21 protein-coding genes and 1 tRNA gene are annotated in these 26,810 nt (G+C 73.9%); 8 read left to right on the top strand and 14 right to left on the bottom strand.

What is annotated here, in order from left to right; translation table 11 throughout:
• Positions 1-136: 136 nt before the first annotated feature.
• Positions 137-613, bottom strand: coding sequence for a GNAT family N-acetyltransferase (locus ACFWIC_RS30840; RefSeq protein WP_329947943.1), 477 nt, complete (start codon positions 611-613; stop codon positions 137-139).
• Between the two features lie 178 nt (positions 614-791).
• On the bottom strand, positions 792-1,580 hold the full coding sequence (locus ACFWIC_RS30835; RefSeq protein ID WP_380520532.1) for a VOC family protein: 789 nt from the start codon (positions 1,578-1,580) through the stop codon (positions 792-794).
• 124 nt (positions 1,581-1,704) lie between these two features.
• Between ACFWIC_RS30835 and ACFWIC_RS30830 the strand changes: the two genes are divergently transcribed.
• From ACFWIC_RS30830 to ACFWIC_RS30820, 3 genes are all read left to right on the top strand, one after another.
• On the top strand, positions 1,705-3,948 hold the full coding sequence (locus ACFWIC_RS30830) for an ATP-dependent RecD-like DNA helicase (RefSeq protein WP_380520531.1): 2,244 nt from the start codon (positions 1,705-1,707) through the stop codon (positions 3,946-3,948).
• A gap of 224 nt (positions 3,949-4,172) precedes the next feature.
• Positions 4,173-5,462 (top strand): citrate synthase, encoded by a 1,290-nt coding sequence (locus ACFWIC_RS30825; RefSeq protein WP_329874384.1) that lies wholly within the window; start codon positions 4,173-4,175, stop codon positions 5,460-5,462.
• A 559-nt stretch (positions 5,463-6,021) separates the two neighbouring features.
• Positions 6,022-6,741: an SDR family NAD(P)-dependent oxidoreductase gene (locus tag ACFWIC_RS30820; RefSeq protein WP_380362209.1), complete on the top strand. Its 720-nt coding sequence runs from the start codon at positions 6,022-6,024 to the stop codon at positions 6,739-6,741.
• Positions 6,742-6,846: 105 nt separating this feature from the next.
• Here ACFWIC_RS30820 and ACFWIC_RS30815 read toward each other — a convergent pair whose 3' ends face one another.
• The 3 genes from ACFWIC_RS30815 to ACFWIC_RS30805 all read right to left on the bottom strand — a co-directional run bounded on the left by ACFWIC_RS30815 (position 6,847) and on the right by ACFWIC_RS30805 (position 10,694).
• Entirely contained in the window at positions 6,847-9,174 is a 2,328-nt protein-coding gene (locus tag ACFWIC_RS30815) for a heavy metal translocating P-type ATPase (protein WP_380520530.1), read from the bottom strand.
• Positions 9,175-9,246: 72 nt separating this feature from the next.
• A complete protein-coding gene (locus ACFWIC_RS30810) occupies positions 9,247-9,465 on the bottom strand; it encodes a heavy-metal-associated domain-containing protein (RefSeq protein ID WP_329881953.1) in 219 nt (72 codons plus the stop codon).
• Between the two features lie 281 nt (positions 9,466-9,746).
• On the bottom strand, positions 9,747-10,694 hold the full coding sequence (locus tag ACFWIC_RS30805; protein WP_380520529.1) for a PrsW family intramembrane metalloprotease: 948 nt from the start codon (positions 10,692-10,694) through the stop codon (positions 9,747-9,749).
• Positions 10,695-10,856: 162 nt separating this feature from the next.
• Between ACFWIC_RS30805 and ACFWIC_RS30800 the strand changes: the two genes are divergently transcribed.
• The gene (locus ACFWIC_RS30800) at positions 10,857-12,032 is read left to right on the top strand and encodes a PP2C family protein-serine/threonine phosphatase (protein WP_329881955.1); all 1,176 of its coding nucleotides are present in this window, start codon (positions 10,857-10,859) and stop codon (positions 12,030-12,032) included.
• 51 nt (positions 12,033-12,083) lie between these two features.
• Here ACFWIC_RS30800 and dhaL read toward each other — a convergent pair whose 3' ends face one another.
• Positions 12,084-12,737 carry a dihydroxyacetone kinase subunit DhaL gene (gene dhaL / locus ACFWIC_RS30795; protein WP_329949361.1) on the bottom strand — a complete coding sequence of 218 codons (654 nt, stop codon included), beginning with the start codon at positions 12,735-12,737 and terminating at the stop codon, positions 12,084-12,086.
• A gap of 29 nt (positions 12,738-12,766) precedes the next feature.
• Entirely contained in the window at positions 12,767-13,762 is a 996-nt protein-coding gene (gene dhaK, locus ACFWIC_RS30790; RefSeq protein ID WP_380520528.1) for a dihydroxyacetone kinase subunit DhaK, read from the bottom strand.
• 133 nt (positions 13,763-13,895) lie between these two features.
• Here dhaK and dhaM point away from each other — a divergent pair, with 133 nt between their 5' ends.
• The gene (gene dhaM, locus ACFWIC_RS30785; protein ID WP_329881958.1) at positions 13,896-14,288 is read left to right on the top strand and encodes a dihydroxyacetone kinase phosphoryl donor subunit DhaM; all 393 of its coding nucleotides are present in this window, start codon (positions 13,896-13,898) and stop codon (positions 14,286-14,288) included.
• Positions 14,289-14,325: 37 nt separating this feature from the next.
• Here the strand turns inward: dhaM and ACFWIC_RS30780 are convergent, their stop codons facing one another.
• On the bottom strand, positions 14,326-16,041 hold the full coding sequence (locus ACFWIC_RS30780) for a bifunctional 3'-5' exonuclease/DNA polymerase (RefSeq protein WP_329949364.1): 1,716 nt from the start codon (positions 16,039-16,041) through the stop codon (positions 14,326-14,328).
• A 305-nt stretch (positions 16,042-16,346) separates the two neighbouring features.
• Between ACFWIC_RS30780 and ACFWIC_RS30775 the strand changes: the two genes are divergently transcribed.
• A complete protein-coding gene (locus tag ACFWIC_RS30775) occupies positions 16,347-18,371 on the top strand; it encodes a M3 family metallopeptidase (protein WP_380520527.1) in 2,025 nt (674 codons plus the stop codon).
• 46 nt (positions 18,372-18,417) lie between these two features.
• On the opposite strand, the gene ACFWIC_RS30770 is transcribed toward ACFWIC_RS30775, so the two are convergent.
• Positions 18,418-19,881 carry a cellulase family glycosylhydrolase gene (locus tag ACFWIC_RS30770; protein WP_380520526.1) on the bottom strand — a complete coding sequence of 488 codons (1,464 nt, stop codon included), beginning with the start codon at positions 19,879-19,881 and terminating at the stop codon, positions 18,418-18,420.
• Between the two features lie 127 nt (positions 19,882-20,008).
• Entirely contained in the window at positions 20,009-20,638 is a 630-nt protein-coding gene (locus tag ACFWIC_RS30765; protein ID WP_329881962.1) for a TetR family transcriptional regulator, read from the bottom strand.
• A 114-nt stretch (positions 20,639-20,752) separates the two neighbouring features.
• On the opposite strand from ACFWIC_RS30765, the gene ACFWIC_RS30760 reads away from it, so the two are divergent.
• Positions 20,753-21,970: an acyl-CoA dehydrogenase family protein gene (locus ACFWIC_RS30760; protein ID WP_380520525.1), complete on the top strand. Its 1,218-nt coding sequence runs from the start codon at positions 20,753-20,755 to the stop codon at positions 21,968-21,970.
• An 88-nt stretch (positions 21,971-22,058) separates the two neighbouring features.
• On the opposite strand, the gene ACFWIC_RS30755 is transcribed toward ACFWIC_RS30760, so the two are convergent.
• The 3 genes from ACFWIC_RS30755 to ACFWIC_RS30745 form a co-directional block, all read right to left on the bottom strand.
• Complete coding sequence (locus ACFWIC_RS30755; protein WP_380520524.1) at positions 22,059-22,646, bottom strand: hypothetical protein; 588 nt, start codon at positions 22,644-22,646, stop codon at positions 22,059-22,061.
• Positions 22,647-22,774: 128 nt separating this feature from the next.
• Positions 22,775-23,587, bottom strand: a complete 813-nt coding sequence (locus ACFWIC_RS30750; protein ID WP_329949369.1) for an enoyl-CoA hydratase/isomerase family protein — start codon at positions 23,585-23,587, stop codon at positions 22,775-22,777.
• Between the two features lie 172 nt (positions 23,588-23,759).
• Positions 23,760-24,341, bottom strand: coding sequence for a GNAT family N-acetyltransferase (locus ACFWIC_RS30745; RefSeq protein WP_380363451.1), 582 nt, complete (start codon positions 24,339-24,341; stop codon positions 23,760-23,762).
• A 109-nt stretch (positions 24,342-24,450) separates the two neighbouring features.
• Between ACFWIC_RS30745 and ACFWIC_RS30740 the strand changes: the two genes are divergently transcribed.
• Entirely contained in the window at positions 24,451-25,146 is a 696-nt protein-coding gene (locus ACFWIC_RS30740; RefSeq protein ID WP_380520523.1) for a TetR/AcrR family transcriptional regulator, read from the top strand.
• Positions 25,147-25,359: 213 nt separating this feature from the next.
• On the opposite strand, the gene ACFWIC_RS30735 is transcribed toward ACFWIC_RS30740, so the two are convergent.
• Positions 25,360-25,435, bottom strand: a tRNA-Arg gene (locus ACFWIC_RS30735).
• Positions 25,436-26,810 lie beyond the last annotated feature (1,375 nt).

The following is a 26,810-nucleotide window of genomic DNA, read 5'->3' as shown; positions in this document are numbered from 1 at the left end:
AGGGGGGACCCTGTGGGAGAGTAGGACGCCGCCGAACAATCATTGTGAAGAACCCCCGTCCGGGATACGGACGGGGGTTCTTTGCGTTTCCGGGGGAATTCCGTGCCGGTCTCGATCGGTACAGGCGACCCGGGATCTACAGCGCGAGCTTGAAGCCGAGGTGCGAAGCCACGAAGCCGAGCCGCTCGTAGAAGCGGTGCGCGTCGGTGCGGGTGGCGTCCGATGTGAGCTGGACGAGCTCGGCGCCGAGTTCACGGGAGCGGTCGATCGCCCAGTGGATCAGCTCGGTGCCGAGGCCCGAGCCGCGTTCGTCGGCGTGGATGCGGACGGCCTCGACGATGGTGCGGGTCGAGCCCTTCCGGGAGAGGCCGGGGACGACGGTCAACTGGAGGGTGCCGACGGTCCGGCCGGCGCGTTCGGCGACCACGAGGAGCTGGTGCGGGTCGGCGTCGATGCGGGCGAACGCGGCTCGGTACGGGGTGAGGTCGTCGGGGCTCTCGCGGGTGGCGCCCAGGGGGTCGTCGGCGAGCATCGCGACGATCGCGGCCAGGTCGTCGGCGGTCGCGCGGCGGATCGTCAGGTCGGTCGAGAGGTCGGTCGAGAGGGCGTTCATGATCACAGCCTAGGCGGCGCCCTGGAGGGCTCGTCCGCCCGGCCGTCACCCTGACAGGCGCGCCTTCACCCCGCAGGCCCGTGAGTGGCCCGGAGAAGGCCCTCCGGCGCCCTCGCAGGCGCCCCGTGTGACCGCCCCCAGGCCGTCCGGTCCGTACGGCGGCTCTGGTGACCGGCCGTCACCCGCCGGGCGGCACGCTGGTGATGACGGCGAGTGCGGCGCCGTGGGGGTCGGTGAGCCGGTCGAGCCGGCCGACGCCGTGCACGTCCGTGGCGGGTGTCCGGACGGTCGCGCCGAGCCGTTCGGCGCTGGCGAGGCAGGCGTCGACGTCGGGGACCTCGACGTAGGGGAGCCAGTGCGAGGAGGTGCCGGCGGCGGTCTGGCGGGGGTCGAGCTGGACGATGCCGCCGTGGGCGTCGTCGAGGCCGCCGTCCGGCGGGGTGAGGACGGTGTAGAGGGTCTCGCCGATCGGGACGTCCCGCTCCTGCCAGGCGAAGACCGTCCGGTAGAAGGTCTTCGCGGCCTCGGCGTCGACGCTGTGGCACTCCGTCCAGCAGAGGCTGCCGGGCTCGGTGACGGTGTCCAGGCCGTGGACGTCGTGCGGCTGCCAGACGGCGAAGTCGGCGCCGGCGGGGTCCGTGAAGCCGGCCGTCCGGCCGCTGGTGAAGACGTCGAACGGCGGGAAGCGGATGCGGCCGCCGGCGGCCGCGACGAGGTCGGTGGTGCGGTCCGCGTCGAGGGTGCGGAAGTAGATCGTCCAGGTGGGGCGCGTGAGGGAGTCGGTGAACGGGCCGAGGGCGGCGACCGTCCGGCCGGCCAGCCGGAAGAGGCCGTAGTCGGCGGCCGGGCCCGCAGAGGCGAAGGTCCAGCCGAACAGGGCGGTGTAGAAGGCCGCCGAGGCGGACGTGTCCGGGCTGGTCAGGTCGAGCCAGCTGGGGGAACCGGGACGGAAGGCGGTGGTGAGCACGGCGCACTGCTCCTCGGAACGCGGGCCCCCTCCGTGCCCCCAGCCTGGCACCCCGGTCCGGAGTGTCGCACCCGGGCGGTACGGTGCGTAGCGGAAGTGGGCCCGGACGGTGAAGGGGAGCTCGGTGGCCAGGCAGACGCAGACCGGCACCGGAGAGGCGGCGGTGCCGCGCCAGCTCGCCCAGGTCGAGGGCGTACTGGAGCGGATCACGTACGCCAACGAGGACACCGGCTACACCGTGGCGCGGGTCGACACCGGCCGCGGGGCGAACGATCTGCTGACGGTGGTGGGTGCGCTGCTGGGCGCCCAGCCGGGTGAGTCGCTGCGGCTGCACGGACGCTGGGGGTCGCACCCGCAGTACGGGCGGCAGTTCGTGGTGGAGAACTACACGACGGTGCTGCCCGCCACGGTGCAGGGGATCCAGCGGTACCTGGGTTCGGGGCTGATCAAGGGGATCGGGCCGCGGTTCGCCGAGCGGATCGTGGAGCGGTTCGGGGTGGACACCCTGGACGTGATCGAGCACGAGCCGGGCCGCCTGATCGAGGTGCCGGGGCTCGGGCCGAAGCGGACGAAGAAGATCGCGGCCGCCTGGGAGGAGCAGAAGTCCATCAAGGAGGTGATGGTCTTCCTGCAAGGGGTCGGCGTCTCGACCTCGCTGGCCGTGCGGATCTACAAGCAGTACGGGGACGGCTCGATCGGGGTGGTGAAGAACGAGCCGTACCGGCTGGCGTCGGACGTCTGGGGCATCGGCTTCCTCACCGCGGACCGGATCGCCCAGGCGGTGGGGATCCCGCACGACAGCCCGGAGCGGGTGAAGGCGGGGCTGCAGTACGCCCTGTCGCAGAGCAGCGACCAGGGGCACTGCTACCTGCCGGAGGAACGGCTGATCGCGGACGGGGTGAAGCTGCTCCAGGTCGACGTCGGGCTGGTGATCGACTGCCTGGCGGAGCTGGTGGCCGCCGAGGGGGTGGTGCGCGAGCAGGTGCCGGGCGAGGGGGGCGGGCCGATCACGGCGGTCTACCTGGTGCCGTTCCACCGGGCGGAGATCTCGCTGGCCAACCAGTTGCTGCGGCTGCTGCGGTCGGACACGGACCGGATGCCGTGGTTCGGTTCGGTGGACTGGCCGGCGGCGCTCGGCTGGCTGGCACAGCGGACGGGGGTCGAACTGGCGCCCGAGCAGGAGCAGTCGGTGCGGCTGGCGCTGACCGAGAAGGTCGCGGTGCTGACGGGCGGTCCGGGCTGCGGCAAGTCGTTCACGGTGAAGTCGATCGTGACGCTGGCGCTGGCGAAGCGGGCCAAGGTGGTCCTGGCGGCGCCGACGGGCCGGGCGGCGAAGCGGCTGGCGGAGCTGACCGGGGTGGAGGCGTCGACGGTGCACCGGCTGCTGGAGCTGAGGCCGGGCGGGGACGCCGCGTACGACCGGGACCGCCCGCTGGACGCCGACCTGGTGGTGGTGGACGAGGCGTCGATGCTGGACCTGATCCTGGCGAACAAGCTGGTCAAGGCGGTGGCGCCGGGGGCGCACCTGCTCTTCGTGGGGGACGTCGACCAGCTGCCCTCGGTGGGGGCCGGCGAGGTGCTGCGGGACCTGCTGGCGGAGGGCGGCCCGATCCCGTCGGTGCGGCTGACCAGGATCTTCCGGCAGGCGCAGCAGTCGGGGGTGGTGACCAACGCGCACCGGATCAACGAGGGCCTGCCGCCGCTGACCGAGGGCCTGCCCGACTTCTTCCTGTTCGCGGAGGACGACGCCGAGCTGGCGGCGGGTCTGACGGTGGACGTGGTGGCGCGGCGGATCCCGCAGCGGTTCGGTTACGACGCCCGGCGGGACGTCCAGGTGCTGGCGCCGATGCACCGGGGTCCGGCGGGGGCGGGGAACCTCAACACGCTGCTCCAGGCGGCGGTGACGCCGGCCCGGGAGGGGCTGGCGGAGCGGCGGTTCGGCGGTCGGACGTTCCGGGTGGGGGACAAGGTCACGCAGATCCGCAACAACTACGACAAGGGGCGGAACGGGGTCTTCAACGGCACAGTGGGAGTGGTGACCTCGCTCAGCGTGGACGACCAGCGGTTGACGGTCCTCACCGACGAGGACGAGGAGGTGCCGTACGACTTCGACGAGTTGGACGAGCTCGCGCACGCGTACGCGGTGACGATCCACCGGTCGCAGGGGAGCGAGTACCCGGTGGTGGTGATTCCGGTCACCACGTCCGCCTGGACGATGCTCCAGCGGAATCTGCTCTACACCGCCGTGACCAGGGCACGGAAACTCGTTGTGCTGGTCGGGTCACGGAAGGCGATCGGACAGGCCGTCCGCAGTGTCAGTGCAGGTAGGAGGCATGCGGCGCTGGACCACAGGCTCGCGGCTGGATGATTCTCCAAGGGATGGTTGCCTCTATTGTTCTCTTGACGTGAAGAGATTTACGGCAGAGCCTGGGGTGGTGCCGATCTTGTCCGGTTCGTACCGGCGGCGGCGGCAGGTTTTGTAGGGGCGGGCCCTTTCGGGCCACCCCGGGTGCGCGGCTGTCCTCCGGATGGGGGATGGTAGAGGCAGTCAGGGCACCTTGGAAGAGGATTCATTTCGTCGGTGAGGAAGACGTGAGCGACAACTCGGTAGTACTGCGGTACCAGGACGGCGAGTACGAGTACCCCGTCGTCGAGAGCACTGCGGGCAACGCCGGCTTCGACATCTCGAAGCTGCTCCCGCAGACCGGCCTGGTCACCCTGGACAACGGTTTCGGCAACACCGCCGCCTACAAGTCCGCGATCACCTTCGTGGACGGCGACAACGGTATCCTGCGGTACCGCGGTTACCCGATCGAGCAGCTCGCCGCCAAGGGCGACTTCATCGAGACCGCCTACCTGCTGATCAACGGCGAGCTGCCGAACGCCGACCAGCTGGCGGAGTTCAACCGCGAGATCACCCAGCACACCCTGCTGCACGAGGACGTCAAGCGCTTCTTCCAGGGCTTCCCGCGGGACGCCCACCCGATGGCGATGCTGTCCTCGGTGGTGGGCGCGCTGTCCACCTTCTACCAGGACAGCCACAACCCGTTCGACGCGGCCCAGCGCCACCTGTCGACGGTCCGCCTGCTGGCGAAGCTGCCGACCATCGCGGCCTACGCGTACAAGAAGTCGGTCGGCCAGCCGTTCGTCTACCCGCGCAACGACCTGAGCTACGTCGAGAACTTCCTGCGGATGATGTTCGCCGTCCCCGCCGAGGACTACGAGCTCAACCCGGTCATCGTCAACGCGCTGGACAAGCTGCTGATCCTGCACGCGGACCACGAGCAGAACTGCTCGACCTCCACCGTCCGCCTGGTGGGCTCCAGCCACGCGAACCAGTTCGCGTCCATCTCGGCCGGCATCTCGGCGCTCTGGGGCCCGCTGCACGGTGGCGCCAACCAGGCCGTGCTGGAGATGCTGGAGAGCATCCAGCAGGACGGCGGCGACGTCGACGCCTTCATCACGAAGGTCAAGAACCGCGAGGCCGGCGTCAAGCTGATGGGCTTCGGCCACCGGGTGTACAAGGCCTTCGACCCGCGCGCCGCGCAGGTCAAGCTGCTCGCCCACGAGGTGCTCGGCCAGCTCGGCAAGTCCGACGAGCTGCTCGACATCGCGCTCAAGCTGGAGGAGCACGCGCTCAAGGACGACTTCTTCGTCTCGCGCAAGCTCTACCCGAACGTGGACTTCTACACCGGTCTGATCTACCGCGCGATGGGCTTCCCGACCAGCATGTTCACCGTGCTGTTCGCGCTGGGCCGGCTGCCGGGCTGGATCGCCCACTGGCACGAGATGATCAACGACCCGACCAGCCGGATCGGCCGTCCGCGCCAGATCTACACCGGCGTGGAGATCCGCGACTACGTCGAGCTCGACGCCCGCTGACGCACGTCCCGACGCCGATGCGCACGCCCTGACACCGGTGACACGAGGGCCCGGCCGCTTTCCGCGGCCGGGCCCTCGTGCGTGCCCCCGCGGCGCGCCGGAGCGGGCGCGGGGGCGTCGAACGTACAGCGCACGACTCCGGGGCGGTCGTCGTCAGGGACGGCCGCTCAAAGCGTCCCTGGCCCCGTCACACCCCGGCGTCGTGCGCGAAGGCCGCCGAAGTCGGCGACCGACCCGGGGCCCGCCGGAGCCCCGTCGGCGGCAGCGGTGGCCGCGCGGTGACGTGATGCCGTTCGCCACGTCTCCGCCCACCGGAAAAACTGCCGCACTACCAACCTAAGACGTATCAGGGTGTGAGAAGTTACGCCCGGGGGGTGTGAGCTGCCTCTCGCCACGCTCCGTGTGCGCGCGGTGCCCGGCCCATACCACACGTTTCGGCGGAGGTGACGTCACCCTCCCCGCAGTCACGGCAACCTAGCGTGATAGGAATCGTGGCATTCCGGTACGGACCGCCCCGCACCTCGCAGCGTGGCGGCGGAGCTGGGGAGGGAGTGCGCAGATGACCAGGAACGTCGTTGTCACCGGCGGTGGCACGGGAATCGGGTACGAGGTGGCGCGGCGGTTCGCCGAGGCCGGCGAACGGGTCGTGATCGTCGGTCGCCGGCGTGCGGTGCTGGAGCAGGCCGCCGCCGCCCTCGGGCCGAACGTCACCCCGCTGGTCTGCGACCTCGCCGACCCGGACGCCGTCGAGGCCGCGCTCGCCGAACTGCCGGAGCGCGTCGACGTGCTGGTGAACAACGCCGGCAGCCGGGAGACCGTGATCGGGGCCGGTCCGCACGCCCTGCTGGCCCGCTGGCGCGGCGACTTCGAGCGCAACGTGCTGACCGTGGTGCTGCTCACCGAGTCGATCCGGGACCGGCTCACGCCGGGTTCCGGCCGGGTGGTCACCATCAGTTCGATCGCGGCCCTGCGCGGCGCCGGCTCGTACGGGGCGGCCAAGGCCTCGCTGCACGCCTGGAACAACTTCCTGGCCGCCCAGATCGGCACCTCGGGCATCACCGCCAACATCGTCGCCCCGGGGACGGTCGCGGGCACCGAGTTCTTCGGCCCGCGGCTGGACGACGCGGAGGTCTCGCGGCGGGCGGCCCGGACGCTGCTCGGGCGGATCGGGGAGACCGGCGAGGTCGCGGCGGCGGTCCACTTCCTGGCCTCGGAGGAGGCCGGGTTCATCACCGGAGAGATCCTGCACTGCAACGGCGGCGAGTTGCTCGGCCGCTGAGCGCGGGCGCGCCGCCGGGCGCGGGTGAGCTGCTCGGCCGTTCGCGGCCGGGGGCCCGCACCGCCTCGTGGTGCGGGCCCCCGGCGTCGGCGGGTCGGCCGGTGCTCAGGCCGCCTCGAAGCGGCGCAGCCGGAGGCTGTTGGTGACCACGAAGACCGAGGAGAAGGCCATCGTGGCGCCGGCGATCATCGGGTTGAGCAGGCCGGCGGCGGCCAGCGGGATCGCGGCCACGTTGTAGCCGAAGGCCCAGAACAGGTTGCCCTTGATGGTGGCCAGGGTCCGGCGGGAGAGCCGGATCGCGTCGGCGGCCGAGCGCAGGTCGCCGCGGACCAGGGTGAGGTCGCTCGCCTCGATGGCGGCGTCGGTGCCGGTGCCCATGGCGAGGCCGAGGTCGGCCTGGGCGAGCGCGGCGGCGTCGTTGACCCCGTCGCCGACCATGGCGACGACCCGTCCCTCGGCCTGGAGGCCCCGTACGGTGGCCACCTTGTCCTCGGGCAGGACCTCGGCGATCACGTCCTCGGCGGCGATGCCGACCTCGGCGGCGACGGCCTCCGCGACGGCCCGGTTGTCCCCGGTGAGCAGGACGGGCCGCAGACCGAGCGCCCGCAGGTGCGCGACGGCCTCGGCGCTGGTCGGCCGCACCGCGTCGGCGACCTCCAGGACGGCCCGGGCCGCGCCGTCCCAGCCGACCGCGACGGTGGTCCGGCCGGCCGCCTCGGCGGCGCGCTTGGCCTCGGCGAGCGCCGCGGGCAGGGGGAGGACGTGCTCGACCAGCAGCGCCTCCCGGCCGGCCACCACCGTGTGGCCCTCGACGACGCCCTGCACGCCGAGTCCGGGCAGGGACCGGAAGTCCTCGACGGCGGGCAGCGGGCCCACCTTCTCGGCGGCGGCCGCGGCGACGGCCGCCGCGACGGGGTGCTCGGAGGCGTGCTCCAGCGCACCGGCCAGCCGCAGCACCTCGGTCTCGGTGACGCCCTCCGCGGTGCGGACGGCGAGCAGGGTCATGCTGCCGGTGGTGACGGTGCCGGTCTTGTCGAGGACGACGGTGTCCACCTTGCGGGTGGTCTCCAGCACCTCCGGGCCCTTGATCAGGATGCCGAGCTGGGCGCCGCGTCCGGTGCCGACCATCAGCGCGGTCGGGGTGGCCAGGCCGAGGGCGCACGGGCAGGCGATGATCAGCACGGCGACCGCGGCGGTGAACGCCTCGGTCGGGCTGTCGGCGGCCAGGAGCCGGCCGACCAGGGTGCCCAGCGCGATCAGGATGACCACGGGGACGAAGACGGCGGAGATCCGGTCGGCGAGCCGCTGGGCGGCGGCCTTGCCGTTCTGCGCGTCCTCGACCAGCCGGGCCATCCGGGAGAGCCGGGTGTCGGCGCCGACCCGGGTGGTCTCGACCACCAGCCGGCCGCCCGCGTTGACGGTGGCGCCGGTGACGGCGTCGCCGACCGCGACCTCGACCGGAACCGACTCGCCGGTCAGCATCGAGGCGTCCACGGCGGAGGCGCCCTCGACCACCACCCCGTCGGTGGCGATCTTCTCGCCGGGGCGGACCACGAACCGCATGCCGACGGCGAGCTGCGTCACCGGCAGGCGGACCTCGCGGCCCGACTGGAGGACGGTCACGTCCTTGGCGCCGAGGTCCAGCAGCGCGTGCAGGGCGGCTCCGGCGCGGCGCTTGGAGCGGGCCTCCAGGTAGCGGCCGAACAGGATCAGCACGGTGACGGCGGCGGCCGTCTCCAGGTAGAGCATGGAGGAGGCGTCGGCGTCGCCGACCGAGAACGAGAACTCGTGCCGCATCCCGGCCATGCCCGCGTCGCCCCAGAACAGGGCCCAGAACGACCAGCCGAAGGCGGCCAGGGTGCCGAGCGAGACCAGGGTGTCCATGCTCGCCGCGCCGTGCTTGAGGTTCGTCCAGGCGGCGCGGTGGAACGGCAGTCCGCCGTACACCACCACCGGGCCGGTGAGGGCGAACGCCAGCCACTGCCAGTTGGTGAACTGGAGCGACGGGATCATCGACAGCATGGCCACCGGCACGGTGAGCACGGCGCTGATCAGCAGCCGGTCGAGCAGTGGATCGGCCGGGGGCGGTGCGCCCGCCGCGGACGCCCCGGTCCCGGTGGTCGGGGTGGCGGGGGCGGCCACCGGCGGCGGGGGGAGCTCGGCGGTGTAGCCCGTGTTCTCGACGGTGGCGATGAGGTCGGCCACGGTCACTCCGGGCGCGTAGTCGACCCGCGCCTTCTCGGTGGCGTAGTTGACGGTGGCCTCGACGCCGTCCATCCGGTTGAGCTTCTTCTCGATCCGGGCCGCGCAGGCGGCGCAGGTCATGCCGCCGATCGACAGTTCGACGCGCTCCCGGACGTCTGCCGGGCCGTCCTGACCGGCTATGGCGGTGGCCGCGTCCGGGGATGCGGAGCCCGAGGTGGAGGTGCTCATGTGCTGATCAGCTCCTTGGGGAGGGGCGCGGCGGGGGAGCGGGGTCGCCCGGCCCCGCCGCGCGGCGGGGGCTCAGACGGACCGGCCGACCAGTTCGTAACCGGCCTCGTCGACGGCGGCGCGTACCAGCTCGTCGTCCAGCGGGGAGGCCGCGGAGACGGTGACCGTGCCGGCCTTGGCGTCGGCGGACACGTCGGTCACGCCGGCCAGGGTCGAGAGCTCCTTGCTGACCGAGTTCTCACAGTGGCCGCAGCTCATGCCGGTCACGGAGTAGGTGATGGTGCTGGACATTCGGGGCCTCCGAAAGGTTCGCTACGGCCGCGAGCGTACGCCCGGGTCCTGCTTCTGATGACACCATACCCACAGGGGGTATTCCGTAGGGATACGGATAATGTGGTGTGGATCGCATTCGGGATCTTCCCGGAGTGCGGTCCGAGAGCAGAGCGTAGGCGTCCGGGCACGCTGTGCCCGAATCCGCGCCGTGACGTGGGCGGATTCGAGCGCCGTGGGCCCGGGTGTTCGAACCGTGGCGTCGTCGGGGCGCCGCCGGTGTGCGCGGCCTGCCCGTCGGGTCAGCCCCTGGTCGGGGCGGCCGGGTACTGGGCGGGGATCGGGCTGGGTCGCTCGCTGCGGACCAGCAGCCGCAGCCAGAGCAGCCCGCCGAGCGAGACCGCGACCAGGCCGGCGGTGTCGTAGAGGGTGTAGAGGTGGGCCTGCTCGCCGGTCGGGGCGGGGATGTAGCCGAGGTCGAACAGGGCGCGCTGCCAGTCGGCCGCGGTGGTCTTCGCGACCAGCCAGACCGCGATGCCGCTCATCGAGTCCCAGAGCGCGTGCAGCAGTGCGACGCCCAGGTAGGTGAGCGCGACGGGGGTGGTGAAGCGGAAGCGTCCGGCGCGCCGCTCGCGGAAGAGCACCCCGCCGAGGATCGCGGTCCAGAGGATGTGGCCGACGGGCGCCAGGACGCCGCGCAGGACCTCCGTCTCCACCAGGTTCCTGAGGGAGAGTCCCTGGATGCTGAGCACCGCGTTGAACGCGTAGCCGGCGCTCTCGAAGGCGGCGAAGCCGGCGCCGACGGTGGCGCCCAGGACCAGGCCGTAGCGCAGGCCGCTGACCCGCAGCCGTCGGCTGACCATGATCAGGGCGCCGAGTTTGACCGCCTCCTCGATCAGGCCGACGCCGACGTACATCCAGACCGACGGGGAGAGCAGGTACGTCTCCAGGACGGAGGCGCCGAGCACGCCGATGACGCCGCCGATCCCGAAGCAGGCGAAGATCCGGTCGGCGCCGAGGTCGGCGGCGTACCGCTCGTACGCCCAGACCGTCACGGTGGCGGGGACGAGGAAGCTGCCGAGCAGGACGACGGTCGGCACCAGGTTGCTGTTGCCCGTGAGGAAGGTGACGGCGACGGTGGCGATCCAGAGCAGCGCTCCGACCAGGAAGATCCTGGGCCACTGGGCGGGGCGGGCCGCCGAGCGGGCGGGGGGTGCGGAGGTGCGGGGGGTGTGGCGGTATCCGGACACCGGTGGAGGCCTCCCTTGCGTGAGCCGCTTTCGTCGCACTGTATGACAAATCGGACTCTTTGGTACGTTTTGGACGAGTGGGATGAGTGCGGTCGGGCTAGCCGGGGCCCGCCGGGCCGGGGTGCGCAGGTGGGGTTGTTGATCGTCCGTTATGTTCGATATGTGTCTCCGTACCGCCGAGCCCAGTCGCCCTCCGTCCCGACGGGCAGCGGGCTGTCCTGGGCCCGACGACGCGGCGTCCTGCTGGCGGTCGACCTCCAGGACATCCCGTTCTGGCGCCGCGCCTCGCCCGCGCTGATCGCGATCCTGCTGGTCGGGCTCACCGACCTGATCTCCGGCCGGGACCGCTACCTCGCCCCGCTGATGACGGTCGTGCCCAGCATCGCCGCCCTCACCCTGCGCCCGCTCGAACTGCTCGCCGTCTGCCTCCTCGGTCTGCTCGCCGTCTTCGGCCTCAGCCACTACGACGAGGTCGACACCCTCAACGACGCCCGCTTCCTCTGGGGCGCGATGATCAGCTACCTGCTCCTCACCCTCTTCTCCGCCCTGGTCGCCAAGATCCGCATGAACCGGGCGGCGGCGTTCGCGGCCGTCAGCTCCGTCGCCGAAGCCGCCCAGCGGGCGCTGCTCCGGCTGCCCGGCCCGGTCGTCGGACCGCTGCACCTCGCCGTCCGGTACGTCTCCGCCGCCGACGCCTCGGGGATCGGCGGTGATCTGTACTCGGTGCTGGAGACCCCGCACGGGACCCGGGTCGCCGTCGGCGACGTCCGGGGCAAGGGACTCGGGGCGGTGCAGACCGCCGCCGTCGTGCTCGGAGCCTTCCGCGAGGCCGCGTACGACGAGACCGGGCTGCGCGGCGTGGCGGCCCGGGTCGAGGCGAGCGTCGACCGGCACGTGCCGGACGGTGAGTTCACCACCGCGCTGTTCGCCGAGTTCCGCACGCCCGGGGTGGTGGAACTGCTCCAGTACGGTCACGTCCCGCCGATCCGGGTGGACGCGGACGGCGGGGCGCACGTCCTGGACGCGCCCGACCCGTGGGTGCCGCTCGGCCTCGGCCGGCTCGCCACCGGTGAGCCCGCCAGCTGGGGGCAGCCGTTCGGCACCGAGGACGTGCTGGTGCTCTGCAGCGACGGCGTGATCGAGGCCAGGCATCGCCGCAACGGCGAGTTCTACCCGCTGGCGGAGCGGGTCGGCCCGCTGGTCCGGGGCGCGGCCCGCTCCTCGGCGGAGCTGGAGGCGGCGGTCGGCCGGGTCTACGCCGACCTGCTGGAGCACACCGGCGGGGAGCTGCGGGACGACGCGCTGCTGCTCCTGATCACCCGGACGGACGGCGGGTAGGCCGGTCCTGCCGTCCGCCGTCCTGCCGCCCGCCGTTCGTCGCCGGCCGTCCTAGCCGGCGCGCGAGGCAGCCTCGGCCAGTGCCCGGAAGACCAGCGCGGTGGAGGTGGCGCCCGGGTCCTGGTGGCCGACGCTGCGCGGGCCCAGGTAGGAGGCGCGACCCTTGCGGGCCTGGAGCGGCACGGTGCCCAGGGCTCCCCGCTCCGCCCCCTCGGCCGCCGCCGCGGCGGCCTCCGGCAGACCGGCGCCGCCGGCCACCGCGTCCCGGTAGGCGGCCAGCGCGGGCGTCCAGGCGTCGACGATGGTCTTGTCACCGGGCTCGGCCTTGCCGAGGTCCCGCACCGCGCGCAGACCGGCGGCCAGGGCCTCGCCGAGCGCCGCCGCGTCGACCGGGCCTCCGCCGGGCCCGGGCAGCGCGGCCCCGACCGCCCGGAACGCCTTGCCGTACAGCGGGCCGGAGGCGCCGCCGACCTTGGAGATCAGCGTGGTGCCGGTCCTGGTCAGCACCGCGCCGGGCCCGGTCGGCTCCAGGCCGTCCAGGGCGGGCAGCACGGCGGCGAAGCCACGCTGCAGATTGCTGCCGTGGTCGCCGTCACCGATCGCGGAGTCAAGCTCGGTGAGCCGCCCCTGCTCCTCCTCGACCGAGGCCGCGATCGCGCGGATCCACGCCTCGGCGAGCGGGGTGTCGAATTCCATGCCGGTCATTCCTCCTCTTCCTTCCCCCGTGCCGCGGGTCAGGCGCGCTTCAGGGCCGGGGTGTCCACCGGGGCGTCCCACAGGTCCAGCAGTTCCTCGTCGGCCTTGGTCAGGGTGACCGAGAATCCCGCCATGTCCAGGCTGGTCACGTAGTTGCCGACCAGGCTGCGCGCCACCGTGATGCCGTGCTCGGCCAGCCTGGCGACCACCTCGCCGAAGACGATGTACAGCTCCAGCAGCGGCGTCCCGCCCAGGCCGTTGACCAGGGCGATCACCTCGTCCCCGGCGGTCAGGTGGCGGTCGGCGAGGATCGTCTCCACCACCTCGGCGGCCAGCTCGCGGGCCGGGCGGAGCTTCTCCCGGCGGCGGCCCGGCTCGCCGTGGATGCCCACGCCGACCTCGATCTCGTCCTCCGGCAGGTCGAAACCGGGCTTGCCCGCCGCCGGGACGGTCGCCGCGGTCAGCGCGATCGCGAACGAGCGGGAGGCCGCGTTCACCCGGCCGCCCAGGGAGGCCACCTCGTCCAGCGTGGCACCGCGCTCGGCCAGCGCGCCGGCGATCTTCTCGACCAGCACCGTCGCGCCGGTGCCGCGGCGGCCGGCCGTCCAGGTCGAGTCCTCGACCGCGACGTCGTCGTCGACCAGCACGGTGCGGACCTCCAGGCCCTCCTCGGCGGCCAGCTCGGCGGCGAGCTCGAAGTTCATCACGTCGCCGGTGTAGTTCTTCACCACGAGGACCACGCCCGCGCCGGAGTCCACCGCCCGGGCGGCGGCCAGCACCTGGTCGGGGACGGGGGAGGTGAAGATCTCGCCCGGGCAGGCCGCGTCCAGCATGCCGGGGCCGACGAAACCGCCGTGCAGGGGTTCGTGGCCGGAGCCGCCGCCGGAGACCAGGGCGACCTTGGACGTGCCCGGCCGCGCGGCGCGGGTGATCACCCGGTTGGCCACGTCCACCGTCAGCTCCGGGTGCGCGGCCGCGAATCCGGCCAGCGCGTCCTCCAGGACGGTCTCCGCGGCGTTGATGAGCTTCTTCACGGCGTTGCGCTCCCCTCGGTAGACGGTGCTGACCCGACGCTACGCCAGGCGGGTGGTGCGGGCACGGATTCCGACACGCGGGGGAACGGCCGGTCCGGCTCACCCGGGTGGAGCAGCGCCGTAGGGTCGGGCCATGAGCGACTACGTGGGCATCGTCCTGGTCTCGCACAGCGCGCGGCTGGCCGCCGGGCTGAAGGAACTGCTGGGGGAACTCGCCTCGGACACGGTGCGGGTGGTGGTGGCGGCCGGCACCGAGACGGGCGGGCTCGGCACCAGCTACGACCTGATCGCCCGGGCCGTCGCCGAGGCGGACGCCGGGGCCGGCGTGGTGGTGCTGCCCGACCTCGGGAGCTCGGTGCTGACCGCCGTGACCGTGCTGGAGGACGACCCGCGACCCGGCGTCGTCCTGGTCGACGCGCCGTTCGTGGAGGGCGCGGTCTCCGCCGCGGTGACCGCCTCGACCGGCGCCGCGCTGTCCGAGGTCGTCGCGGCGGCCGAGGAGGCCCGCGGCTTCCGCAAGCTCTGACGCCCGCCCCGGGCCCGGTCGCCCGGCCCGCTCCGGGCTACTTCGCGTCGGCGTAGCACTCGACCACCGCGGTGGTGAGCGGGAACCGCACCGGTGTCTCCCCGAAGACCAGCCGCCGTGCCTCCTCCGCGGCCTCGCCGACGGCGGCGGCCACCTCGTCGGCCAGGTTGGCCGGGGTGTGCACCACCACCTCGTCGTGTTGGAAGAAGACCAGGTGCGGCCGGTCGCCCGGACCGGCGACCGGCAGGGCGTGGAGACGGCGGCGCAGCGCGGCCAGCAGGGCGAGGGCCCAGTCGGCGGCGCTGGCCTGGATGACGAAGTTGCGGGTGAACCGGCCCCGGGCGCGGGCCGAGCGCCCGCCGGCGTCGCCCGCCGTCTCCGGCGCCTCGGTCAGGTCGAGGAAGTCCGCCGAGGGCGGCGGGCAGGGCCGGCCCAGCCGGGAGGCGACCACGCCGCCGTCCTCGCCGGTGCGGGCGGCCGCCTCGACGTAGCCCATCGCGGCCGGGTAGCGGTGGTGCAGCGTGGTGAGCAGCGGCCCGATGTCGCCGCTGGTCTGGCCGTACATGGCGCCGAGCAGGCCCAGCTTGGCCTTCTCGCGGTCGCCCTGGAAGGCGTTGGCGGCGAGCGCCTCGTACAGGTCGCCGCCGGCCGCGGTGCGGGCCAGCCCGGCGTCCTGGGAGAGGGCGGCCAGGACGCGCGGCTCCAGCTGTGCGGCGTCGGCGACGACCAGCAGCCAGCCCGGGTCGGCGACCACGGCGCGGCGCAGGATGCGCGGGATCTGCAGCGCGCCGCCGCCCCGGCTCGCCCAGCGGCCGGAGACCACGCCGCCGACCACGTACTCGGGGCGGAACCGGCCGCCGCGCGCCCAGGCGTCCTGCCAGGCCCAGCCGTGCGCGGCGTGGATCCGGGAGAGCTCCTTGTAGCGGACCAGCAGGCTCGCGGCGGGGTGGTCCACGGCCTTCAGCTCCCAGGACCGGGTGGAGCCGAGCTGGATGCCGGCGTCGGCGAAGGCACGCAGCACCTGGCTGTGCGAGTCGGGGTTGAACGGGCGGCCGCCGAGCGCCTGCTGCAGTTCGGCGGCCAGCTCGGCGAGGAGCCTCGGCCGGCTGCCGGGCACGGCGGGGCGGGGGCCGAGCAGTTCGGTGAGCAGCCGGTCGTGGACGTCGGCGCGCCAGGGCAGACCGTCGTGCGCCATCTCGGCGGCGACCAGGGCGCCGGCCGACTCCGCGGCGATCAGCAGGCGGAACCGGGCCCGTGCGACCGGATCGGCGATCGCGGCGAGCCGGCGCTGCTGCTCGGCGTGCACGGCGACCACGGCGGCCAGCGGGTCGGCGCCGGGCGGCAGTTGCAGCCGGTCCGGGGCGAACAGGGTGTCCTGGCCGTCGCCGGCCTCGGCGGAGCCGGGCTCGGGCAGGTCGGCGGGGACGGGCCGGCCGAGGAGCCGGGCCCAGGCGGCGCCGAGCGAGCGCGGCGCGCCGAACCGGCCCTCGTGGGCCAGCAGCAGGGCCTCGACCAGCCGCAGGTCGTGACAGCGGGCGAGCCGGTCGGGCAGCTGTGGGAGCAGCGGCGCGTAGCCGGAGTCGGTGGCGGCCCAGACCCAGCGCGGGTGGTCGGCGGCCTCCCGTGCGGCGACGGCGGCGGCGAGGTCGGGCGCGGGGACGGGCGGGCCGAGCGGGGTACCCGCGTCGTCGAGCGGCTGGAGCCGGCCGCCGCGGCCGTGCGGGTCGGGGACGAGGGCGATCCGGGGTGTCACGGGGGGCTCCTTTCGTCGGGACGGGTGCCGTCCGAGGGGCGTACGGCGGGCGGAACTCGACGGTAGCGGGTGGGTGTGACAACCGGAGCGAGGCGGTCCGGGGCCGGTTCCCGGGCGTGGCCCCCGGGTGGTCCGCGGCCGGCCGCGGGAGCGTCCGGGGCGCCCCGGAGAAGGAGGGGAACGACGGGTCCGGGAGGTGCTTGCGCGGGGTGGCCCCGGGGGTCCGGGCGCACGGCGGGAGCGGTGCGCCCGGCGGGCGGGCGGGGACGTAGGCAGGGCCGATGACACCGCGTAGGGTCGGCGGAATGACCGAGAACCCGTTCTTCAGGCCGAGCACGCTGGCCTACGAACTGCCGCCGTTCGCCGAGATCCGGCCGGACCACTACCTGCCCGCCTTCGAGCGCGGGATGGCCGAACAGCTCGCCGAGATCGCCGCGATCACCGCAGACCCGGAGTCGCCGACCTTCGACAACACCCTGATCGCGCTGGAGCGCTCGGGGGCGCTGCTGCGCCGGGTCCGCGGGGTCTTCGACAACCACTCCTCCGCCGACACCACCCCCGAGGTGGACCGGATCGACGCCGAGATCAGCCCGCGGCTGGCCGCGCACCGGGACGCCGTCCACCTGGACGCCGCGCTGTTCGCCCGGATCGAGGAACTGCACGGGCGCCGCCACGCGCTCGGACTGGACGAGGAGTCGCTGCGCCTGCTGGAGCGCCGGCACACCGCCTTCGTCCGGGCCGGCGCCCGGCTCGGCGCCGAGCAGCAGGACCGGCTCCGCGAGCTCAACGCCGAACTGGCCGTCGGCGCCTCGGCGTTCCGCCAGAACGTGTCGGCGGACTCCAAGGCCCGGGCGCTGGTGCTGGACTCCGCCGACCAGCTGGCCGGCCTCTCGCCGGACGCGGTCGCCGCGGCGGCGGAGAACGGCCGCGCGCTCGGCCTGGACGGCATGTACGTGCTCAGCCTGAAGAACTTCTCCAACCAGACCGAACTCTCCTCCCTCACCGACCGCTCGGTGCGCGAGCGCCTGCTCGCCGCCTCGCTCGGCCGCGCGGTGGACACCAACGGCCCGCTCGCGATCCGGATGGCCGCGCTGCGCGCCGAACGCGCCCGCCTGCTGGGCTTCGACACCCACGCCGCGTACGTGGTGGCGGACGAGACGGCCGGTTCGGTCGGTGCGGTGGACGCGCTGCTGGCCCGGCTGGTGCCGCCGGCGGTCGCCAACGCCCGCCGGGAGGCGGCCGAGCTGGGCAAGCTGGCCGCCGCCGACGGCATCGAGGAGATCGCCGCGCACGACTGGGCCTACTACGCGGAGCAGGTGCGGCAGGCCTCGTACCAGGTGGACGCGGGGGCGCTGCGCCCGTACTTCGAGCTGGAGCGGGTGCTCCGGGACGGCGTCTTCTTCGCCGCGAACCTGGCCTACGGGGTGACCTTCACCGAGCGGCCGGACCTCGTCGCGTACCACCCGGACGTCCGGGTCTTCGAGGTGTTCGAGGAGGACGGGGCCCCGTTGGGCCTCTTCCTCGGCGACTTCCACGCCCGGGAGTCCAAGCGCGGCGGCGCCTGGATGGACGAACTGGTCACCCAGTCGCACCTGCTGGGCCGGCGGCCGGTGGTGTACAACAACCTGAACGTGGCCAAGCCCGCGCCCGGGGAGCCGGTGCTGCTCTCCTGGGACGAGGTCCGCACGCTGTTCCACGAGTTCGGGCACGCCCTGCACGGGCTCTTCTCGGACGTGCGGTACCCGTACTTCGCGGGGACGGCCGTGCCGCGGGACTTCGTGGAGTTCCCCTCGCAGGTGAACGAGATGTGGATGGTCCGGCCGGAGGTGCTGGCCAACTACGCGAAGCACCACGAGACGGGCGAGCCGCTGCCGGCCGAGCTGGTCGAGCGGATCGGGGCGGCCGAGTCCTTCGGACAGGGGTTCCGGACCGTCGAGTACCTGGCGGCGGCGCTGCTGGACTGGGCCTGGCACACCCTGCCGGAGGGCCAGGAGGTGGCCGACGCGGAGGAGTTCGAGGCGGCGGCGCTGGCCGAGGCCGGGCTGGCGGTGGCCGCGGTGCCGCCCCGCTACCGGACCAACTACTTCGCGCACATCTTCGCCGGCGGCTACAGCGCGGGCTACTACGCGTACATCTGGTCGGAGGTGCTGGACGCCGACACCGTGGAGTGGTTCGAGGGGAACGGCCGGAGCGTGCGGGAGAGCGGCGAGGTGTTCCGCCGGGAGCTGCTCGCGCGCGGGGACGGCCGGGACGCGCTGGCCTCGTTCCGCGCGGTGGTCGGGCGCGACCCGGAGACCGGCCCGCTGCTGGCGCGGCGCGGGCTGGCCTAGGAACGCCACCGGGGGCGCTGCCCGGCGGCGGACCCGCCGCCGGGCGTCAGCGCCCTTCGAGGGTGACGGTGACCGCGGTGCCCGGCCGGGCGCCCGGGAGGCGGATCCGGGCGGTGCCGGCCCGCTCCCCGGCGGGCTGGTCGAGCGCGACCAGTGCGCCGGCCGGTCGCACGGTGATCCGCACGCCGGCCGGGAACGCGGCGGCGGGCAGGACGAGTTCGGTGGCGTGGCCGGTGCCGTCGGCGGCCCACCGGACGGTGTGCGAGGCGCCGTCCGCGGTGGTGCGCGCGGCCGTCCCGGCCACCGCGGCCGGGTAGGGGCCGAAGGCCGGTCCGTGGCCCGGGGCCGGCCGCCCGGCCGGATCGAGGGCGCAGTAGCCGCCGTCGCCCCGGCACCAGTACCACATCGTCCAGCCGGCGGCGAAGCCGTCCATGGCGTCGACCTGGCGGCGGACCAACAGGGCGTTCCCGGGCCTGCGGGCGTCGGGCGGCCCCCACTCGCCGACCAACACCGGCAACCGGTGCGCGGCCGGGTACGCGGCGATCGCGGCGGTGTAGTCCTCCACGAAGCCGCCGGCCGGGTCCCAGTCGGCGCCGGACTCGACGGCGGTGTCGTAGAAGTGCGGCGCGTAGCCGAGCCGGGGGGCGCCGGGGCGGGGGTCGGTGAAGCCCGGCAACCGGGTCGGCACGCCCTGGCCGACCAGGACGGTCGGTTCGACGAACAGCCAGGCGCGCCGGTCGACCCGGCGCACGGCGGCGATCAGCCGGCGGTACATGTCGGCGAGCCGGCCCTGCTCCAGCGCGGCGGAGGCGGCGGCGAGCACCGCGGGGTCGGTCGGGTCGCCGTCCACCGGGCCGAACGGTTCGTTGAACAGGTCGTAGCCCAGGAGCGAGCGGTGGCCGCGGAGTTCGCGGGCCAGCCGGGTGTAGAAGTCGGCCTGCCAGGCGCGGAGGTCGGGGTCGTCGTAGAGGTGGCGGAAGGCGGCCTGGACGGCGGGCTGGAAGTAGCCGGCGAACCAGTCGTCGGGGTCGGCCTCGAAGGGCAGGTCGTCGTCGCGGGTCGCCCAGAGCGGGATGCCGCGGTCGCCGCCGCCGAACTTCGGGCCGTAGACGTCCTGGTGGAAGTCGACCAGGGCGAGCACGCCGTACCGGTCGGCCCAGCCGAGGAGCCGGTGCAGGCGGCCCAGCTCGGCCTGGTCCAGCCGGCCGCGGCGGGGCTCCAGCCTGGTCCACGAGACGGCCACCCGGATCAGCGTGAAGCCCCGGGCGGCGAGGGACTCGACGTCCTGCTCGGTGGCCTCGGCGTACTTGTCGAGGTTGAAGCCGCGCAGCCGGAGCCGGCGGCCGGAGGCGTCGACCGGGTCGGTGCGGCCGTCCGGGCCGGTGACGGCGGCGGTGGGGAACGCCGCCTGACGGTGCGGTGGCCGGGCCGCGGCGGGTGGGGCGGACAGCGCGGTGCCGGCGGTGGTGGCGGCGAGGAGGAGGGCAACGGCGGTGCGGCGCAGGCGCATCGGGACCTCCGGAGCGGGGGAGGGTGGGGCCCGATGATGCCGGGGCCGGCATGTCCGGCACAAGGGTGCGGTGGGGAGTCGGCGCCGGGCCGGCGGGGTGCGGGGGCGGCGGGGCGGAGGCGGGGCCTCAGCCGGCTGTCGGCTCCGGCGCCGCCGAGCCGGTGGACAGGGCGGTCGGCAGGTCGGCCGCGGCGGCCAGCCGGCCCCAGAGCAGGTCGGCGAGCGCCTGGACCATCCGGGCCCGGGAGCAGGGCTTGGACTCCAGCCACCAGTCCCCGGCCGCCAGCACCATGCCGGTGATGCCCCGCCCCCAGGCCTCGGCGAGGAGTTCGCGGTCGGCGCCGAGGTCGACCTGGCCCGCGACGGCCCGGGTGATCTCCTCGGCGATCTGGCGCAGCGCCGGCGCGAGCGCGTTCCCGGCTCCGCTCGGGTCGCCCGGCTCGGGGTGGGTGAGCAGCCGGTACACCTGCGGGCGGGACTCGATCCCGGCCAGGTAGGTGTCCAGCACGTGTTCGACCCGGTCGCGCCGCTCCAGCGGCTCGGCGAGCGCGGCGCGGACGGCGGCCAGCAGCCCGCCGGTGTGCCGCTCGGTCAGCGCCCTGATCAGGCCGTTCCGGTCGCCGAAGTGGCGGTAGAGGATCGGTTTGGTGATGCCCGCCTCGGCGGCGATCGCGTTCATGCTGGCGCCGGGCCCGTCGCGCTGGACGACCCGGTCGGCGGCGTTGAGCAACTGCTCCCGGCGGGGTTCTGGGGACATGCGCTGTTCCTTCGCTAGGGCGTTGACACCGGTTACCAAGCAGTAGCAGACTCCGACGATGTTACCCGAGGTAACACCCCGGTCGGCCGCACCCTTCTTCGGAGGCACGCACCCATGAGCACCTTCTCGCTGGACCCGGGCGAGGACCAGGTCGCCGTACGCGACTGGCTGCACGGCTTCGCCGCCGACGTGATGCGGCCCGCCGCCGCCGAGTGGGACGAGCGCGAGGAGACCCCCTGGCCGATCATCCAGGAGGCCGCCAAGCTCGGCATCTACTCGCTCGACTTCTACGCCCAGCAGTACTTCGACCCCTCCGGCGTGGGCATACCGATCGCCATGGAGGAACTGTTCTGGGGAGACGCCGGCATCGGCCTCTCCATCGTCGGCACCACACTGGCCGCCGTCGCCGTGCTCGCCAACGGCACCGACGAGCAGATCGGCACCTGGGCGCCGCAGATGTTCGGCACCCCGGACGACGTCAAGGTGGCCGCGTTCTGCTCCTCCGAGCCGGACGCCGGCTCCGACGTCTCCGCGCTGCGCACCCGGGCCGTGTACGACGAGGCCACCGACGAGTGGGTGCTCGACGGCACGAAGACCTGGGCGACCAACGGCGGGATCGCCGCCGTCCACGTGGTGGTGGCCACCGTCGACCCGGCGCTCGGCGCGCGCGGGCAGGCCTCCTTCGTGGTGCCGCCGGGCACCCCCGGGCTGAGTCAGGGCCAGAAGTTCAGGAAGCACGGCATCCGGGCCTCGCACACCGCCGAGGTGGTGCTGGACGCCGTCCGGGTGCCCGGGCACTGCCTGCTCGGCGGCCGCGAGAAGCTGGACGAGCGCCTCGCCCGGGCCCGGGAGGGCGTCCGCAAGGGCGGGCGGAACGCGGCGATGGCCACCTTCGAGGCCTCCCGCCCGGCCGTCGGCGCACAGGCGATCGGCATCGCCCGGGCCGCGTACGAGGTGGCTCTCGACTACGCGAAGACCCGGGTGCAGTTCGGCCGCCCGATCATCGACAACCAGGGGGTGGCCTTCCAACTGGCCGACATGAAGACCCGGATCGACGCCTCACGGCTGCTGGTCTGGCGGGCCTCCTGGATGGCCGCGAACAACCTGCCGTTCACCTCGGCCGAGGGCTCGATGTCCAAGCTGTACGCGGGCGAGACCGCCAAGTGGGTCACCGCGCAGGCGATGCAGATCCTCGGCGGCAACGGCTTCACCCGGGAGTACCCGGTCGAGCGGATGCACCGGGACAGCGCGATCTACTCGATCTTCGAGGGGACCAGTGAGATCCAGCGCCTGGTGATCGCCCGGGCGGTCTCCGGACTTCCGATCCGCTGAGCGGCGGGGTCCGCGGAGTCCGCCGGGTCCGCGGCGTCCGTGGGGTCCGCTGTGCCTGCGGGGTCCGCGATGCCCCGGGGGGCGGGCCTCAGCGGGCGGCCCAGAAGGCGAGCCCGGCGGACAGCGCGCCCACCACCGTGCCGACGACGGTCTGCGCGGTGGTGTGGTCCCGCAGCACCACCCGGGACCAGCCGATCGCCGCGACCAGCGGGCAGAGCAGCAGCCACCAGGGCCCGAGCGCGATCGCCAGGCACACCGTCGCGCCGCTCGCCACGGCGGTGTGCACCGAGACCTTCCACCAGACGGTGATCACCAGGATCGGGACCAGCGAGGCGAACATCGCCAGCACGATCGCGGTGAGGTCGGCCGGCGCGTCCAGGCCGAGCATCACGCCGAAGGCCGTCGCGACCGAGCCCATGACGAACGGGAGGACCGTCAGCCGCCGCTGCCGGTGGCCGACGTGCCGGTCCTCAAGGGTGCCCCTGCGGATGCCGCGCCGGATGAACAGGGTCGGGATCACGGCCGCGAAGAGCGCCGCGAACGCCGCCCAGCCGAGCCCGCTCCAGCCGTACCGCACCCCGCCGAGCAGGAGGACCAGGCAGATGATCACGTTCTTCGGCTCCAGGCCGTCGGTGATCTGCCGGGCCCGGATCGTCACGGGCGTGGGCTCGGTCATCGCGGTGGGGCTCCAGGACGGACTCGGCGGCGGAACGGTCGGATGATCATATCGACGGCGGTGCGGCGGTGCGGCGGCACGGCGGCACGGTGACGCCGCGAGGGCGGCGGACCGAGGCGCGGCGGGGCTCAGAACCGGGGCGGCCGGCGCTCCAGGAAGGCCGCGAGCCCCTCCCGGACGTCGGGCGACTCGCGGGAACGGCGTTCCCAGGGCGCGAGGGCCGCCGCGGCCTGCTCCGGGGCGACGGCCAGGGCGGCCTTGACGGCGCCGATGGTCTGCGGCGAACGGGTGGTCAGCAGGCGGGCGAAGTCCAGCGCGGCGGCGTCCAGTTCGGCGGCCGGGAGGACCCGGTCGGCCAGGCCGAACGCGGCGGCGTCCGGGGCGGGCAGCAGCTCGCCGGAGAACAGCAGGTACTTGGCGCGGGACGGTCCGACCAGCCGGGCCAGCCGCAGCGTGGGCACCGCCGGGTAGACCACGCCGAGCTTGGCCGGCGTGATGCCGAGCCGCGCGTCCTCGGCGACGAACCTCAGGTCGCAGGCGACCGCGAGCTGGCAGCCGCCTCCCACGCAGGCGCCGTGGACCACGGCGATCGTCGGGTGCGGGAAGGCGGCCAGCGCCTCCTCGGCGGCGACGTTGATCGCGTGGTACTCGTCGGCGCGGTCCGGGTCGCCGTAGACCCCGGCGAGTTCGTCGATGTCGGCACCGGCGCTGAAGGTGCCGCCCGCGCCGGTCACCAGCAGGGCGCGCAGGCCCGGCTGTTCGGCCAGGCGCAGCAGCACCTTCGGCAGGGCCTGCCAGATCTCCAGGGTGACGGCGTTGCGCCGGTGCGGGCGGTCGAACTCCAGGACCGCCAGGCCGTCCTCGCCGAGGTGGGCGTTGAGGCCGTCGACGTGGGTGGGCAGCGGGGTGCGGTCCCGCGTCAGCAGCGGCCTGGCGGCCATGGGCACCTCCGGGAGGGTGGACGGGTGCGGCCACTCTCTCAGGACCGGATGCCGCGGTGAGGTCCGGGGCCGCCGGCCCGACGGGTGCACCCACCGGGCCGGGGGTCCCGGACCGACGGTGCGGTCAGGGCGTCCCCGAAACCCCGGGTGTCCCCGAAGCCCCCGAAGCTCCCTACGCCCCGGCAGCCTCCGCCGCCCCGGCCGGGCCGCCCGCGGGCTTCCACTCGTGGGTGAGCATCGACCAGACCTCGCCGTCGTGGTGGACGCCCCGGTGCAGGTAGCTCTCCCGCATGACGCCCTCCAGCGTGAAGCCCAGCCGCTGGGCCACCGCCCGGCTGCGGACGTTGTCGGGCCGGTTGTGCCACTCGATCCGGTGCATGCCCCGGGTGGTGAAGGCGTAGTCGATCAGGAGCCGGACGGCGGTGCCGATCAGGCCCCGGCCCTCGGCGGCGGGCTCGGTCCAGACGCCGATCTCGCAGGTGCCGGTCTTGGTGTCCCACTGCACGAACATCACGCCGCCGACCAGCGTGCCGTCCAGCCAGATCCCGAAGAGCCGGGCGGAGTCGGCGGCCTGCCGGTCGGCGTAGCGCTGCAGGACGGCGCGGGCCGACTCGAGGTCGGTGGCCAGGGCGGCCCAGCCGATCCACCGGTCGATGTGCGCCCGGCCGCGCTCGATGTGGGCCAGGTACTCGGGGGCCTGCCACGGCTCCAGCGGGCGGAGCACGGCGTTCTCGGCGAGGGGGAGGGCGAACATGGGCTGGCCTTTCGTGGCGCGTCGGGCGGACGCGGTCGGTCCGGGTCGTTCGTACGGGTGATCGTGCTTCGTCCATACATAACAAACGTTTGGTACGTAAGATAGCCCCATGACGCCGGCCCGTGGAGATCATGAAGCCCGCCGCACCGAGGTCTCGCAGGCGGTGTGGGGGGTGCTGTCCACCCGCGGCTTCGAAGGGCTGACGCTGCGGGCGGTGGCCGCCGAGATGGGGGCCAGCACCGGGCTGCTGACCCACTACTTCCCGAGCAAGAAGGCCCTGGTCGCGCACGCGCTCGACGTCCTGGAGCGGCGCTCGGGCGCGCGGCCGAGGCGTGCCGCGCCGGCCGACGGCAGCCCGCCGCCCCCCGAGGGGCTGGCCCGGCTGCGGGCGGCGCTGCTGGACATCCTGCCGCTGGACCCGGCCGCGGTGGCCGGCAACCGGATCTGGGTCGGTTCCTGGGACGTCGCGCTGGCCGATCCGGACCTGGCCGACGCGCACGCGGCGCGGTACGGGCGGGCCCGTGCGGCGATGACGGAGCACGTCGAGGCCGCGCAGCGGCTCGGGGAGCTGTCGGCGGAGGCGCCGGCGGCGCAGCTCGCGGCCGGGGCCCAGGCCTTCGCGCTGGGCCTGGTGGTGCAGGCGCTGTTCGCTCCGGCGGAGTTCCCGCCGGAGCGGCAGGTGGCGCTGCTGGACGCCTATCTGGTGGGCCTGGCGGCCTCGGCGGCGGCGGGTGCAGCCACCGCGGGCGGTGCGGGTGCGGCGGGCGGTGCGGGCGGGGTCGTCGGGGCCGTTCGCCGGGGCTGATCGGCGGCCGGGCGGTGATGTCCGGCCGCGGCGTAAGGCCCGAAACGGGCATTCCGCCGGGTGTAGTTCGGGGTATCCCCTTTTCGCCGTGTTTTTGTCCGCGGTCATGACACGGATGGTCACGGCATATGCGCGGTGGGTACCCGGGATTCACGGCGGCGGGGGGCGCGATGACGGGTCCGGCGCCTGCGGTGGCCTGCGGGAAAAACAGTGTGGCGCCCCCAGCAGGATTCGAACCTGCGACCTACCGCTTAGAAGGCGGGTGCTCTATCCGCTGAGCTATGGGGGCGGGACGGGCGGCACCCTGATGGGCGTGACCGTTGCCGGGACCGGGCGGCGGGCGCGTGGCGCCCGTTGTCCGTCCCCGTGCCTGAGGGTGGGGTGTGGGGGTTGGCGGGCCCTTGCCCTGTCGGGACAGGATAAGGGTGTCTCGATCCTCGGTCGGGCGTAACGACACCGCCGTTGGTGTGTCGGCCTCGGTGGAGCGGTCCGATAATCGCAGGTGAAGGCCGTGAGTGCAGCGGTCTGGCGGTGTTCCGCGCCGGACGTTGTGCAGTCGTTACGGGGCTGTCTCCCCACCCGTTATGGATTCGGCACGGAGAAAGCGCCGCGGTCGAGGCCGGCCCCGGCGCGGGTGGGGGGCCGCATTCGGGTTCGTTCGGTCGGATGACGTGCGCGGACGGTCGGCGGGCCGCCCGTGGGGGTGTCCGGGGTCGGGCGGCGATCCGGGGCGATTGTTGTCATGGACCCGCAGATCGGGGGCCTGATGGTCACACAAAGGCTGAAATTCACCCCTGAGAGTGACAGTGGTTTTCCACAGCCCCGAGTTGTCCACAGGATTTCCGATCCCCCTGGTACGGATTTCCCCGAGAAGCGCACTCTCAACGCGCACCGGTCGATTCCGTACGGTGCAACCGGGAGGGCGGAGCGTGGCTGTGTACGAGACCGTCATGACGATGATCGGGAATGCCGCCGCGGCGGCGGGTCGCATCCGGGCGTCCGGCGGAGTGCGACCGCGCACGTCCGACCGGCGCCGACCGGGCGGCGGCCCGACCCGGCCGGAGAGCTCAGGGCGGACGGCGGGGTGTCGTGGGTGGCGGCGCGGTCCGAGGCGGGCGCCGGCCTGCGCGGGTGGGTACCGGCGGGCCTCGGCGGGGCGTCCGTCCGGCGCGCTGACGAAGGGTGACCCGGCGGTGGTGGGCGGGAGGCTGAGGGGGCGCGAGTGGGCGGCGGAGGCGGCCGGTGGGCCGGAGGCGAGATCGCCGAACGGTCGGTCGGACACGATCCGAGCTGCGGGGCGGTGACGTTCGCGCGGGGGAGGGGCGTTCCGGGCGGGCCCGCGGGTGGCGCCGGGGCTGCGGAGCGTGGGCTCGGACTCGTCGCGGGGAGGCCGCGCCGGGGCGGATCGTGGGCGTCCTACGGGCGGGGAGGGGCTTGGTGGCGGCGGTGTTGGGCGTCGCGCAGGTGTCGCGCGAGGGAAGCGGGGGTGTCGACCGGCGGCGGGCGGGGCGGCGGGCGAGCGCCTTGACTGTCGACAAATATGTTGATCGAGAAGGTTGTTGGGACCGCCCGTGCAATCCCGTTCCGGTTAAGAGAAAGATCCAGACTTTCTGGCAGGGCGTCAGCTTGTGTGGATACTGGGAGCGTTGATAACGATACAGATA

The sequence above is a fragment of the Kitasatospora sp. NPDC127035 genome (assembly GCF_042726075.1).
GTDB lineage: Bacteria > Actinomycetota > Actinomycetes > Streptomycetales > Streptomycetaceae > Kitasatospora.
Note: the sequence above shows the minus strand (reverse complement) of the source record. Positions and strands in the feature narration are given on the sequence as shown.

Excerpts from the sequence above, each read along its gene's own strand:
- ACFWIC_RS30840 (WP_329947943.1), bottom strand. The coding sequence starts at position 613 with ATGAACGCCCTCTCGACCGACCTCTCGACCGACCTGACGATCCGCCGC.
- ACFWIC_RS30820 (WP_380362209.1), top strand. The coding sequence starts at position 6,022 with ATGACCAGGAACGTCGTTGTCACCGGCGGTGGCACGGGAATCGGGTAC.
- ACFWIC_RS30815 (WP_380520530.1), bottom strand. The coding sequence starts at position 9,174 with ATGAGCACCTCCACCTCGGGCTCCGCATCCCCGGACGCGGCCACCGCC.
- ACFWIC_RS30810 (WP_329881953.1), bottom strand. The coding sequence starts at position 9,465 with ATGTCCAGCACCATCACCTACTCCGTGACCGGCATGAGCTGCGGCCAC.
- dhaL (WP_329949361.1), bottom strand. The coding sequence starts at position 12,737 with ATGACCGGCATGGAATTCGACACCCCGCTCGCCGAGGCGTGGATCCGC.
- dhaM (WP_329881958.1), top strand. The coding sequence starts at position 13,896 with ATGAGCGACTACGTGGGCATCGTCCTGGTCTCGCACAGCGCGCGGCTG.
- ACFWIC_RS30775 (WP_380520527.1), top strand. The coding sequence starts at position 16,347 with ATGACCGAGAACCCGTTCTTCAGGCCGAGCACGCTGGCCTACGAACTG.
- ACFWIC_RS30770 (WP_380520526.1), bottom strand. The coding sequence starts at position 19,881 with ATGCGCCTGCGCCGCACCGCCGTTGCCCTCCTCCTCGCCGCCACCACC.
- ACFWIC_RS30765 (WP_329881962.1), bottom strand. The coding sequence starts at position 20,638 with ATGTCCCCAGAACCCCGCCGGGAGCAGTTGCTCAACGCCGCCGACCGG.
- ACFWIC_RS30760 (WP_380520525.1), top strand. The coding sequence starts at position 20,753 with ATGAGCACCTTCTCGCTGGACCCGGGCGAGGACCAGGTCGCCGTACGC.
- ACFWIC_RS30755 (WP_380520524.1), bottom strand. The coding sequence starts at position 22,646 with ATGACCGAGCCCACGCCCGTGACGATCCGGGCCCGGCAGATCACCGAC.
- ACFWIC_RS30750 (WP_329949369.1), bottom strand. The coding sequence starts at position 23,587 with ATGGCCGCCAGGCCGCTGCTGACGCGGGACCGCACCCCGCTGCCCACC.
- ACFWIC_RS30745 (WP_380363451.1), bottom strand. The coding sequence starts at position 24,341 with ATGTTCGCCCTCCCCCTCGCCGAGAACGCCGTGCTCCGCCCGCTGGAG.
- ACFWIC_RS30740 (WP_380520523.1), top strand. The coding sequence starts at position 24,451 with ATGACGCCGGCCCGTGGAGATCATGAAGCCCGCCGCACCGAGGTCTCG.